The following is a 12,483-nucleotide window of genomic DNA, read 5'->3' on the forward strand; positions in this document are numbered from 1 at the left end:
CCCTGCCCCTCCCCCCGCGCCCCCCGCGGCGGGGGCGGGGGGGTGGTGGGGGGGGCGGGTGTGTGTTGGAGGGCGGCCGCCCGGGCGCCCGGGCGGGGGGGGGGGGGCTTCGGTGGGGTGGTCAGGCCTTGCGGAGTTGGAAGGCGAGGCCGAGGGAGTCGTCGGTGAAGGTGTCGGAGGTCCAGTCGGCTGCGCCGGCGGCGAAGTCGGTGGCGAGGACCTCTTCGGCGACGAGGGGGCCGTGTTCGGCGATGGCCTCGGCGGTCTCCTCGGAGGTGGCGCGCCAGCGGAGGACGATGCGGTCGGCGACGTCGAGGCCGGAGTTCTTGCGGGCTTCCTGGATCTGGCGGATGGCGTCGCGGGCGATGCCGAGGCGCTTGAGTTCGGGGGTGATGGCCAGGTCGAGGGCGACGGTGGCGCCGGACTCGTTGGCGACGGCCCAGCCCTCGCGGGGGGTTTCGGTGATGATGACCTCGTCGGGGGAGAGGGTGATCGGTTCACCGTTCAGGTCGACGCCGGTCTCGCCGGTGGCGCGCAGTTCGGCGGCGAGGCGGGCGGCGTCGGTGGCGGCGACCGCCTTGGCGACGTCCTGCACGCCCTTGCCGAAACGCTTGCCGAGGGCGCGGAAGTTGGCCTTGGCGGTGGTGTCGACGAGCGAGCTGCCGACCTCGGCGAGGGATTCGAGGGTGGCGACGTTGAGCTCCTCGGCGATCTGCGCGCGCAGGTCGGCGGGCAGCTCCTCCCAGCCCTGGGCGGCGATCAGCGCGCGGGAGAGCGGCTGACGGGTCTTCACGCCGGACTCGGCGCGGGTGGCCCGGCCGAGTTCGACCAGGCGGCGGACCAGGGCCATGTGGCGGGAGAGGTCGGTGTCGATCAGGGTCTCGTCGGCCTCGGGCCAGGTGGCCAGGTGGACGGAGGCCGGGGCCTGGGGGTCGGTGGGGACGACGAGGTCCTGCCAGACCTGCTCGGTGATGAACGGGGTGAGCGGGGCCATCAGGCGGGTGACGGTTTCCAGCGCCTCGTGCAGGGTGGCGAGCGCGGCGGCGTCGCCCTGCCAGAAGCGGCGGCGGCCGCGGCGGACGTACCAGTTGGAGAGGTCGTCGACGAAGCCGGAGAGCAGCTTGCCGGCGCGCTGGGTGTCGTAGGCCTCGAAGGCCGCGTCGACCTCGCGGACCAGGGTGTTCAGCTCGGAGAGCACCCAGCGGTCCAGCTGCGGGCGGTCGGCCGGGGCCGGGTCGGCCGCGGACGGCGCCCAGTTCGAGGTGCGGGCGTACAGGGCCTGGAAGGCGACGGTGTTCCAGTAGGTGAGGAGGGTCTTGCGGACCACCTCCTGGATGGTGCCGTGGCCGACCCGGCGGGCCGACCAGGGCGAGCCGCCGGCCGCCATGAACCAGCGGACCGCGTCGGCGCCGTGCTGGTCCATCAGCGGGATCGGCTGCAGGATGTTGCCCAGGTGCTTGGACATCTTGCGGCCGTCCTCGGCCAGGATGTGGCCCAGGCAGACGACGTTCTCGTAGCTGTTCCTGTCGAACACCAGGGTGCCGACGGCCATCAGCGTGTAGAACCAGCCGCGGGTCTGGTCGATCGCCTCGGAGATGAACTGCGCCGGGTAGCGCTTCTCGAACAGCTCCTTGTTCTGGTACGGGTAGCCGTACTGGGCGAAGGGCATCGAGCCCGAGTCGTACCAGGCGTCGATGACCTCGGGCACGCGGGTGGCGGTGCCGCCGCAGTCGCGGCAGGCGAAGGTGACCGCGTCGATGTACGGGCGGTGCGGGTCGAGGCCGCTCTGGTCGGTGCCGGTGAGCTCGGACAGTTCGGCCAGCGAGCCGACGCAGGTGAGGTGGTTCTCCTCGCAGCGCCAGATCGGCAGCGGGGTGCCCCAGTAGCGGTTGCGGCTGAGCGCCCAGTCGATGTTGTTGTTCAGCCAGTCGCCGAAGCGGCCGTGCTTGACCGTCTCCGGGAACCAGTTGGTGGCCTCGTTCTCGCGGATCAGCGCGTCCTTGACGGCGGTGGTCCGGATGTACCAGGACGGCTGCGCGTAGTAGAGCAGTGCGGTGTGGCAGCGCCAGCAGTGCGGGTAGCTGTGCTCGTACGGCAGGTGGCGGAAGAGCAGGCCGCGCTCCTTGAGGTCCGCGACCAGGGCCTCGTCGGCCTTCTTGAAGAACTGGCCGCCGACCAGCGGGACCTCGGGGGAGAAGGTGCCGTCGGCCAGCACCGGGTTGACCACCGGCAGGCCGTACTTGCGGCAGGTCGCGAGGTCGTCCGCGCCGAAGGCGGGGGACTGGTGGACGATGCCGGTGCCGTCCTCGGTGGTGACGTAGTCGGCGTTGAGGACGTAGTGGGCGTCCTCGATCTCGACCAGGTCGAAGGGGCGGCGGTAGGCCCAGCGCTCCATCTCGGCACCGGTGAAGGACTCGCCGGTGGCCTCCCAGCCCTCGCCGAGGGCCTTGGCGAGCAGCGGCTCGGCGACGACCAGCTGCTCGGTGCCGTCGGTGGCCACCACGTAGGTGACCTCCGGGTGGACGGCGGCGGCGGTGTTGGAGACCAGGGTCCACGGGGTGGTGGTCCAGACCAGCAGAGCGGCCCGGCCGGCCAGCGGGCCGCTGGTCAGCGGGAAGCGGACGAACACCGAGGGGTCGACCACGGTCTCGTAGCCCTGGGCCAGCTCGTGGTCGGACAGGCCGGTGCCGCAGCGCGGGCACCAGGGGGCGACCCGGTGGTCCTGGACCAGCAGGCCCTTGTCGAAGATCTGCTGGAGCGACCACCAGACGGACTGGACGTAGGAGGGGTCCATCGTCCGGTAGGCCTCGTCGAGGTCGACCCAGTACCCCATGCGGGTGGTCAGCTCGGCGAAGGCGTCGGTGTGGCGGGTCACCGAGTCGCGGCACTTGGCGTTGAACTCGGCGATGCCGTAGGCCTCGATGTCCTGCTTGCCGGAGAAGCCGAGCTCCTTCTCGACGGCCAGCTCGACCGGGAGGCCGTGGCAGTCCCAGCCGGCCTTGCGGGCGACGTGGTAGCCCTTCATCGTCCGGTACCGGGGGAAGACGTCCTTGAAGACGCGGGCCTCGATGTGGTGGGCCCCGGGCATGCCGTTGGCGGTCGGCGGACCCTCGTAGAACACCCACTCGGGGCGGCCCTCGGACTGCTCCAGGCTGCGCTGGAAGACCTTGTTGTCCTGCCAGAACGAGAGGATCCGGTGTTCGAGGGCGGGGAGATCGACCTGGGCGGGGACGGGGTTGTAGGTGTTCATCGCGGGTGTCTACCTCCGGCGGATGCTGGGACTGAATCCTCCGGAGGGACGAGACGGCCTTCGCCGACCCGCGGTACCACCCTCCTTGGCCGCGGTGGTGCGGTGCGGCCCTCTTGTTTGGGTTGCTGCCGGGTCTAGTGGGCCGCCGTGGTGGCGGCCGTTCTTCCGGCGGCTCCGGGGTGATCTTCCCGCCGTGCACACCCCCGGGCTCGCACCGTCCCCGGGTCGCTGGTGGCTGCGTACGTCGGTACTCGTCCCATCTGCGCCTTGCAGGGCCAGTGTATCGGCCGGGCGAGACGGTTTGTCCAAAGGGATTCGGGGGAGTGGGTTGCGGGGCCCGTCCGGGCCGGTCGGCGGGGGCGGTTAGGCGGGGGTGGGGTGGGCACAAGTCTGTCAGCGCGCGGGGCGTGGCGGCTGGGGCGGCTGCCTGGGTGGGATCATCCTGAGGCGCCGGTATGTCATGTTGTGACCGGTTTTGATCGGGATTATCGTTCCGGCACTGGAGGCCGCCGGGAACCGGCGGCTCGGTTCGTTCGTAGATGGGGTCGAAGCCATGGCTGAGAAGGCAACCGGCGCGGGTACCGCCACCAAGCGGGCACGCAAGGCCGTGGCGGCCGATCCAGGGGAGGGGACCGTGACCACTACCGCACCTCAGAAGACCAGCACCGACACCGTCACCGTGCCGCGCGGCGCGGAGTCGGTCGACCCGGCCACGCTGCCCGTCCGGCCGGGCGAGGACCCCTGGACCTCCGAGGAGGTCCACGAGCTGCACGACGAGCTGATCAGCGACCTGGAGCGGCTGCGCGGCGAGATCGACGCCGCCGAGGCGGCGATCTCCGGGCTGATGCGCGACTCCAACGACGGAGCCGGCGACGACCAGGTGGACGCCGGTACGAAGAACATCTCGCGGGAGAGCGAGCTGGCGCTCGCCAACAACGCGCGGGACAGCCTCGCCCAGACCGAGCGCGCGCTGGAGCGGCTGGAGGGCGTCGGCTTCGGCACCTGCGAGTCCTGCGGGCAGGCCATCGGCAAGGCCCGGATGCAGGCCTTCCCCCGGGCGACGCTCTGCGTGCAGTGCAAGGCCAAGCAGGAACGCCGCTGAGGAAGCCCGCCGACCGGACCGGCGGGCCGGGCGACCGGGGCGACGCGGGGGGTCGGGCTTGCCGTACGCTCGACCCCGTAACCTCGCCTGACCCGTCGGTACGGACGCGTTCAGGCCCTCATCGGCTCACATCGGCAGCGGAGCGGATCATCAGTACGCAAGGTTCCCCCCAGACCCGGGACGACGCCGTCCCGAACCCCGCCGATGGCGTGGAGGTGGCCGTGGCCGAGTCCACCGGGCCCGCGGACGGCGGGGCGGCTCCCGCGGGCGACGAGTCCGTCCCCGCGGCGGACGGTGCGGTCGCCGCCGGTGCCACGGCGGTGGAGAAGCCCAAGGGCCCGCGCCGGGTCGGGGTGCTGCTGGTCGTCGCCGTCCTGGCGTTCCTGATCGACCTGGCCAGCAAGCTGCTGGTCGTCGCCAAGCTGGAGAACCACGCGGGGATCAAGGTGATCGGCGACGTCGTCACCCTCCAGGTGATCCGCAACTCCGGCGCCGCCTTCGGCATGGGCCAGGCGCTGACCGTGGTCTTCACCATGATCGCCTCCGCCGTCATCGTGGTGATCTGGCGGATCGCCCGCCGGCTGTACAGCCTCCCGTGGGCGATCGCGCTCGGGATGCTGCTCGGCGGCGCCCTCGGCAACCTCACCGACCGGCTGTTCCGCGCGCCGGGCGTCTTCCGCGGCCACGTCGTGGACTTCATCTCGGTCCAGCACTTCGCGGTCTTCAACCTCGCCGACTCGGCGATCGTCTGCGGCGGCATCCTCGTGGTGCTGCTCTCCTTCCGCGGCAGCAACCCGGACGGGACCGTCCACCAGCAGCCGGAGAAGAGCGGGAAGTAGCCCTCAGGCCGCCGGCCGGAGCAGCGAGGGGGAAGGGGCGCGGCGGGTTTCCGGCATACTCGTACGGGTGAGTACCGCAGCGCAGATCCGCAGCCTCCCCGTTCCCGACGGCCTGGAGGGCGAGCGCCTCGACGCCGCCCTCGCCCGGATGTTCGGCTTCTCCCGGACCAAGGCCGCCGAACTGGCCGCCGACGGCAAGGTGACGCTCGACGGCGCCGTGGCCGGCAAGTCGGACCGGGTGACCGCCGGTTCCTGGCTGGAGGTCGAGATCCCCGCCCCCGCCGCCCCGGTGCAGATCGTGGCCGAGGCGGTCGAGGGCATGCGGATCGTCCACGACGACGACGACATCGTGCTGATCGACAAGCCGGTCGGCGTCGCCGCGCACCCGAGCCCCGGCTGGACCGGCCCCACCGTCATCGGCGGACTCGCCGCGGCCGGCTACCGGATCTCCACCTCCGGCGCCGCCGAGCGCCAGGGCATCGTGCACCGGCTGGACGTCGGCACCTCGGGCCTGATGGTCGTCGCCAAGTCCGAGCGGGCCTACACCGACCTCAAGCGGCAGTTCCACGACCGGATCACCGACAAGCGCTACCACACGCTGGTCCAGGGCCACCCGGACCCGCTGAGCGGCACCGTCGACGCGCCGATCGGGCGCCACCCCAGCTCGGACTGGAAGTGGGCGGTGACCCGCGACGGCAAGCCGTCCGTCACCCACTACGACCTGATCGAGGCGTACCGGGCGGCCTCCCTGATGGCGATCAAGCTGGAGACCGGCCGCACCCACCAGATCCGCGTCCACATGTCGGCGCTGCGCCACCCCTGCGTCGGCGACCTGACGTACGGCGCCGACCCGACGCTGGCCAAGCGGCTGGGGCTGACCCGGCAGTGGCTGCACGCCGTCTCGCTCGGCTTCGAGCACCCGTCGGACGGGCAGTGGGTCGAGTTCAGCAGCGAGTACCCGGCCGACCTGCAGAAGGCGCTGGACATCATCGCGGCGGAGAGCTGAGATGACCGTCTCGGTGCGGGTCCGGGTCGCCGAGGGCGAGGCGGACCTGGAGCTGGTCCGGGCCATCCGGCGCGAGGTGTTCGTGGTCGAGCAGAACGTGCCGGAGGAGCTGGAGTACGACGCGTACGACGCGACCTCGGTGCACGTGCTGGCCGTGGGCGCGGACGGGGCCGGGCTCGGGACCGGGCGGCTGATCTTCGGTGACGAGGCGCTGGAGCTGACCGGGGGTGTCGAGGGCCGGGTGCTGCTCGGGCGGCTCGCGGTGGTGGCGGCGGCCCGGGGGACGGGGCTCGGGGCGGACCTCGTCCGGGCGATCGAGGCGGCCGGGCGCGAGCGCGGGGCCGTCGAGGTCGAGCTGCACGCGCAGGTGCAGGCGCTCGGGTTCTACGAGCGGCTGGGGTACGCGGCGGAGGGGCCGGTGTACGAGGACGCCGGGATCCCGCACCGGACCATGACGAAGGTGATCTAGAAGGCGTTGGTGCAGACGCGCCCTGGCGGCGGTTCGCGCAGATCCCCGCGCCCCCTCTTCGGGGCGCGGGGATCTTTCGTGCGGGTGGGGGCGGGCGCGCGGGTCAGTCGGGGGTGGTGCGCAGGCGGGGGAGGGCGTGGGGGTGTTCGTCGCGCAGGTGGGCGATGAGTTGCTCGCGGATGTCGAAGCGGAGTCGGGCGGCGTCGTCGGGGGTGCGGGCGGTCATGGTGGCGCGGACGAGGATGGTGCTGGGGGTGGTGTCGGTGACGTCGAGGGCCCACTCCTCGCCGTCCCAGCGGGGGTGCCGCTCCAGCAGGGTGTGCAGGGTGGTGCGGAGCTCGTCGACCCGGGTGGTGTGGTCGAGGTGGAGCAGGACGGCGGCGAGCAGGCCGGGGTCGCGGCGGGTCCAGTTCTCGAAGGGCCTGTTGACGAAGTAGGAGACCGGGACGACCAGTCGGCGGTAGTCCCAGAGCCGGACCACCAGGTAGGAGAGGGTGATCTCCTCGACGGTGCCCTGCTGGCCGTCCACCACCACGGTGTCGCCGATCCGGACGGTGTCGCCGAAGGCGATCTGCAGGCCGGCGAAGAAGTTGCCCAGGGTGCTCTGGGCGGCGATGCCGGCCACGATGCCGATCAGGCCGGCCGAGGCGAGCAGGCTGGCGCCGACGGTGCGCATCGCGGAGAAGGTCAGCAGCATCACGGCGAGGGTGACCACGACGATCACCGCGCTGACCACCCGGCGCAGCATGCCGACCTGGGTGCGCACCCGCTGCACCCGGGCCGGGTCGTCGGAGACCGACTCGTACCGGCGGAGCAGCGCCTCCAGGACGGCGGCCGCCACGCGGACGGTGAGCCAGCCGAGGGAGGCCATCAGGAGCAGCAGGAGCAGGTGGTGGGCGCCCTCGTCCTCGGTCAGGTGGAAGGTCCGTTTCAGCGGGTTGGCGGCGAGCAACAGGGCTGAGACGACGGCGAGTTGGAGCGGGATCCGGCAGCGGCGGAGCAGTGCCCAGACCGGGGCCTCCGGGTGGCCGGCGCTGATCCGCTGGAGGGCCTGGTCGACGGTCCAGCCCACCGCGAGGGTGGCGGCGACGGTGGCGAGCAGGGTGATCAGCGGCCAGAGCACGGGGGACCTTCTCGGTGGGGGAGAGGCGGGTGAGCCGTACGATACCGGCCTTCAACGGGCGGAACCGGACGAAAAGGGGTGGCGGCTTTATCGGACGCCTACCCCGGCGGCGGATACGATCAGCCCCCATGGAGCTCGGTGGGGCATGGCGTCGATGGCGCGGACGGGGAACGTCGGTGCGGCGCAAGCTGCTCGCCGGGGCGGTGGCCCTGGTGGCGGTCGCCGGGGTGGGCACGGCGGCGGTGGCGTCCGGCGGCGAGCAGTCGGTCCGTCAAGAGGATCGTTTCCTCAGCATGCCGGAGACGCCCGGCAGCACCCAGCAGGTCCAGGTGGACACCTCCTTCTTCACCACCGGCACCTCCCCGCGCCCCGCCGTCCTGCTCGCGCACGGCTTCGGCGGCTCCAAGGAGGGCGAACGGGACCGCGCCCAGCAGCTGGCCCGGCAGGGCTACGCGGTGCTGACCTGGTCCGCGCGCGGCTTCGGGCACTCCGGCGGGAAGATCGGGCTGAACGCGCCCGACCGGGAGGTCGAGGACGTCAAGCACCTGGTGGACTGGCTCGCCCAGCGGCCCGAGGTCCAGCTGGACGGGCCCGGCGACCCCCGGGTCGGGATCACCGGGGCGTCGTACGGCGGGGCGATCTCGCTGCTGGCCTCGGCCTACGACCACCGGATCGACGCGGTGGCCACCCAGATCACCTGGTGGAACCTGGCCGACGCGCTGTTCCCCCAGGGGGTGCAGGGCTCGGGTGCGGCGGACGGCGTGTTCAAGAAGCTGTGGGCCGGGATCTTCTTCACCACCGGCTCGGCCGGGGACCTCGGGCCCTCGGGTGGTGCGCCGCGCAGTGGGGCCACCGCCGGGAGCGGGGCCGGGAACGCGGGCACCGCCGGGAGCGGGAGCGGGGCTGCGGCGGACGCGGCGGCGGACGGGCAGGTCGGCTGCGGGCGGTTCCTGGACGCGCTCTGCCAGATGTACGACCGGGTGGCGACCGCCGGGCACGCCGACCCGGAGGCCGTCGCGCTGCTGGACAGGTCCAGCCCGTCCTCGGTGGCGGCGCAGCTCAAGGCCCCCACCCTGGTGGTGCAGGGCCAGCAGGACTCGCTGTTCCCGCTCGACCAGGGCGACCGGATCGCCCGGGCGGTCGCGGCCAACGGCGCGCCCGTCTCGGTGGACTGGTTCGCGGGCGGGCACGACGGCGGGACGGACACCAGCGCCCGGGTGGACGACCGGGTCACCGCCTGGTTCGACCACTACCTGAAGGGGCGTGGCAACGACACCGGTCCGCAGTTCCGGGTGACCCGGACCGGCGGCGTCGACTCGACCGGCTTCCAGGCCGTGCTGCGCGGCGCCGACGCCGACCGGTACCCCGGGCTCGGCGGGACGGGCACCCGGTCCGTCGAGCTGACCGGCGGGGAGAAGCCCGTCGCCAATCCGCCCGGCGGGGCGCCGCCGGGGATCTCGACCCTGCCGGGGATCGGCGCGCTGAGCCAGGCGGCCTCGCTCGGGGCCGGGCTCTCGCTCGACTTCCCCGGGCAGAACGCCGCCTTCGAATCCGCGCCGCTGGAGAAGTCGCTGCACCTGACCGGGCAGCCGACCGTACCGGTGCGGGTGAAGGCCGACCGGCCGGACGCGGTGCTGTTCGCCAAGCTGTACGACGTCGGGCCGGACGGCAAGGCGGTGCTGCCGCAGCAGTTGGCGGCCCCGCTGCGGGTGACCGGCGCGGACGCGGACGGCGGGAGGACGGTGACCGTCCAGCTGCCCGCGGTGGACCACGACTTCCCGGCCGGGCACCGGCTGCGGCTGGTGCTGGCGTCCACCGACCTGGCGTACGCCTCGCCGGCCGAGCCGGCCACCTACCGGGTGGCGGTGGCCGGGGCGCTCGCCGCGCCGACCGTCGAGGAGCTGGTCACCGAGGCGGCGCCGCTGCCCGCGCGGACCTGGATGCTGCCGGTGGCCGCCGTGGTGGTGGCCGCCGGGCTGGTGCTGCTGCCGCTGGTGCGGCGGCGTCGGCGCACGGTGGCCGGTGGGTCGTCGGGGCGGTCGGGGGCGTCGGGGCCGTCGGGGCCGGAGTTCGATCCGGAGCTGGCCGGGGTGCCGCTGCGCATCAGTGGACTGAGCAAGCGCTACAAGGGCTCCCAGGACCGTTACGCGGTAAGGGAGTTGGGCTTCCGGGTGGAGCGGGGCCAGGTGCTCGGCCTGCTCGGCCCGAACGGGGCCGGCAAGACCACCACGCTGCGCATGCTGATGGGACTGATCCGGCCCGACGCCGGGGAGATCCGGGTCTTCGGGCACCTGATCCGCCCCGGGGCGCCGGTGCTCTCGCGGGTCGGCGCCTTCGTGGAGGGCGCCGGCTTCCTCCCGCACCTCACCGGGCGGGCCAACCTGCGGCTGTACTGGCAGGCCACCGGTCGCCCGGAGGCCGACGCCCGCTTCGACGAGGCGCTGGCCATCGCCGGGCTCGGCGAGGCGCTGGACCGCGCGGTGCGGACGTACTCCCAGGGCATGCGCCAGCGGCTCGCCATCGCGCAGGCGATGCTCGGGATGCCGGACCTGCTGATCCTGGACGAGCCGACCAACGGGCTGGACCCGCCGCAGATCCGCGAGATGCGCGAGGTGATGATCCGGTACGCGGCCGCCGGCCGGACCGTCATCGTGTCCAGCCACCTGCTGGCCGAGGTCGAGCAGACCTGCACCGACCTGGTGGTGATGGACCGCGGGCGGCTGGTCACGGCCGGGCCGGTCGGCGAGATCGTCGGCGCGGGCGAGCTGCTGATGATCGGCGTGGCTGCGGGCTTCGACCCGGAGTCGGTGGTCGAGAAGGCCGGCGCGCTGGCCGGGGTCGGCTCGGTGGAGGCCGTCGACGGCGGGCTGCTGGTCCGGCTGGACGGACTCGCGGCGAGCGAGCTGCTGGCGGAGCTGGTGCGGCTGGGGGTCCCGGTGGAGAGCGCCGGACCGCAGCGGCGCCTGGAGGACGCGTTCCTGTCGTTGATCGGAGGTGCGGCGTGAGCGCCGGTACGAGGGATCGGGTCCCGTCCGGGGGCGGTGCCGCCGCGACGGACCACGCGCAGGGGTACCGGGCGAGCCGGACCCTGCCGCTGCGGGTCGAGGCGGTGCGGCAGCTGCGGCGGCGCCGCACGATGGTGATCGGCGGGGTGCTGGCGGCGATGCCGTTCGTCATCCTGGCGGCGTTCCAGCTCGGCGGCACCCCTGGGCGCCCCGACCGGACCACCTTCATCGACCTGGCGACCGCCTCGGGCGCCAACTTCGCCGTCACCATGCTGTTCGTCGGCACCGGCTTCATGCTGGTGATCCCCGTCGCGCTGTTCTGCGGGGACACCGTGGCCTCCGAGGCCAGCTGGTCCTCGCTGCGCTACCTGCTGGCGGCGCCGGTGCCGAGGGCGCGGCTGCTGGTGCGCAAGTTCGCGGTCGGGCTGGCGTTCTCGGCGGTCGCGATCGTCATGCTGCCCGCGATCGGACTGGTCGTGGGCACGGTGGCGTACGGGTGGGGGGACCTCAAGCTGCCCGCCGGGGCCAGCCTGCCGGCCGGGGAGGCGCTGCCCCGGATCGCCATCGCGGTGGCGTTCGTGTTCCTGAGCGAGCTGGTGATCGCGGCGCTGGCGTTCTGGCTGTCGACGGCGACGGACGCGCCGCTGGGGGCGGTCGGCGGGGCGGTGTTCCTGTCGATCATCACCGGGGTGCTGGACGCCGTCACGGCCCTGGGCGACCTGCGGGAGTGGCTGCCGGCGCACTGGCAGTACGCCTGGGCGGACGCCCTCCAGCCGCAGTTGGAGTGGGGCGGCATGGTGCAGGGGGTGTCGTTGTCCCTGTCGTACGCGGTGGTGCTGCTGGCGTTGGCGTTCCGGGGGTTCGCCCGCAAGGACGTGGTGTCGTAGCGGGGCGTCGGGGTCAGGGGCGTCGGGGTCAGGGGAGGGCGGGGCAGGGGCCGCCGGCGGGGGACGGGGTGCCGGACAGGGCGTCGAAGAGGAGGCGCCACAGCGGGTCCCCGCCCGGGGCGCGGGTGCTGTCCGCGCCTCCTTCGGCGCCCCCCGTACGGGTGTTCAGCAGTCCGCGGATCACGGTCAGCAGCAACTCGGCCACCAGGGACGCGCAGTGGGTGGGGAAGCCGCTGTCGCGCTGGGCCCGGCGGACCAGGTCGGTCAGCGAGACGTGCATCTCGGCGAGGACGTCGTCGGGGGAGTTCGCCAGGTCCGGGCAGTCCGCGGCGAGCCGGAGCGCGGCGCGCAGCCGCAGGTCGGAGCGCAGCCGGTCGGCCAGGGCGACCATGACGCCTTCGAGGGCCGCGGCGGGGTCGGTGCCCGGGGTGTCGTACTCGGTCCGCAGGCTCGCCCAGGTGCTCCGGGACTCCTGGATCAGGGCCCGGGCCAGCGAGGCCTTCGAGGGGAAGTGGCCGTAGAGCGCACCCTTGGTCATGCCGATGCGGTCGGCCACCGTGTTCAGCGTGGTGCTCTCGTAGCCCTGGGCGGCGAAGATCTCGGCTGCCGCCGTCAGGACCTTCTCCCTGGTGCGGCGCGCCCGTTCCTGCTGTGCCATGCCACTGCCCTCCCTCGTCGCGACAGCCCATACATACCATCGGGATGGAATGTTGTTGCAAAGCTTCCTCCCGAGGACCGGGTGCCCCCGGGAGTGCCTCCCGGACCGTCGGGCCGGGTCGGTCGCCCCGCACCCGGCGGGGCC

Annotated in this window: 9 protein-coding genes; 6 read left to right on the forward strand and 3 right to left on the reverse strand. The window is 73.2% G+C overall.

The window, feature by feature from the left end; translation table 11 throughout:
- Positions 1-121: 121 nt before the first annotated feature.
- Positions 122-3,250 (reverse strand): isoleucine--tRNA ligase, encoded by a 3,129-nt coding sequence (gene ileS / locus ACFWXO_RS32160; protein ID WP_380528267.1) that lies wholly within the window; start codon positions 3,248-3,250, stop codon positions 122-124.
- Positions 3,251-3,884: 634 nt separating this feature from the next.
- On the opposite strand from ileS, the gene ACFWXO_RS32165 reads away from it, so the two are divergent.
- The 4 genes from ACFWXO_RS32165 (at position 3,885) to ACFWXO_RS32180 (ending at position 6,666) form a co-directional block, all read left to right on the forward strand.
- A complete protein-coding gene (locus tag ACFWXO_RS32165; RefSeq protein WP_375896157.1) occupies positions 3,885-4,352 on the forward strand; it encodes a TraR/DksA family transcriptional regulator in 468 nt (155 codons plus the stop codon).
- A 146-nt stretch (positions 4,353-4,498) separates the two neighbouring features.
- Positions 4,499-5,191 carry a signal peptidase II gene (gene lspA / locus ACFWXO_RS32170; RefSeq protein ID WP_375896204.1) on the forward strand — a complete coding sequence of 231 codons (693 nt, stop codon included), beginning with the start codon at positions 4,499-4,501 and terminating at the stop codon, positions 5,189-5,191.
- A 67-nt stretch (positions 5,192-5,258) separates the two neighbouring features.
- Complete coding sequence (locus ACFWXO_RS32175; protein ID WP_375896158.1) at positions 5,259-6,197, forward strand: RluA family pseudouridine synthase; 939 nt, start codon at positions 5,259-5,261, stop codon at positions 6,195-6,197.
- A 1-nt stretch (position 6,198) separates the two neighbouring features.
- Entirely contained in the window at positions 6,199-6,666 is a 468-nt protein-coding gene (locus ACFWXO_RS32180) for a GNAT family N-acetyltransferase (RefSeq protein ID WP_380407565.1), read from the forward strand.
- 103 nt (positions 6,667-6,769) lie between these two features.
- On the opposite strand, the gene ACFWXO_RS32185 is transcribed toward ACFWXO_RS32180, so the two are convergent.
- A complete protein-coding gene (locus tag ACFWXO_RS32185; protein WP_380528270.1) occupies positions 6,770-7,789 on the reverse strand; it encodes a mechanosensitive ion channel family protein in 1,020 nt (339 codons plus the stop codon).
- A gap of 128 nt (positions 7,790-7,917) precedes the next feature.
- Here ACFWXO_RS32185 and ACFWXO_RS32190 point away from each other — a divergent pair, with 128 nt between their 5' ends.
- Together ACFWXO_RS32190 and ACFWXO_RS32195 are read left to right on the forward strand one after the other, a co-directional pair.
- Positions 7,918-10,794: an alpha/beta fold hydrolase gene (locus ACFWXO_RS32190; RefSeq protein WP_380528272.1), complete on the forward strand. Its 2,877-nt coding sequence runs from the start codon at positions 7,918-7,920 to the stop codon at positions 10,792-10,794.
- A complete protein-coding gene (locus ACFWXO_RS32195; protein ID WP_380528274.1) occupies positions 10,791-11,681 on the forward strand; it encodes an ABC transporter permease in 891 nt (296 codons plus the stop codon). The genes ACFWXO_RS32190 and ACFWXO_RS32195 overlap by 4 nt, the downstream gene beginning before the upstream one ends.
- Before the next feature lie 28 nt (positions 11,682-11,709).
- Here the strand turns inward: ACFWXO_RS32195 and ACFWXO_RS32200 are convergent, their stop codons facing one another.
- Entirely contained in the window at positions 11,710-12,339 is a 630-nt protein-coding gene (locus tag ACFWXO_RS32200; RefSeq protein ID WP_380528276.1) for a TetR family transcriptional regulator, read from the reverse strand.
- Positions 12,340-12,483 lie beyond the last annotated feature (144 nt).

Origin of the sequence: Kitasatospora sp. NPDC059088, from assembly GCF_042738155.1 — a bacterium.
Lineage (GTDB): Bacteria > Actinomycetota > Actinomycetes > Streptomycetales > Streptomycetaceae > Kitasatospora.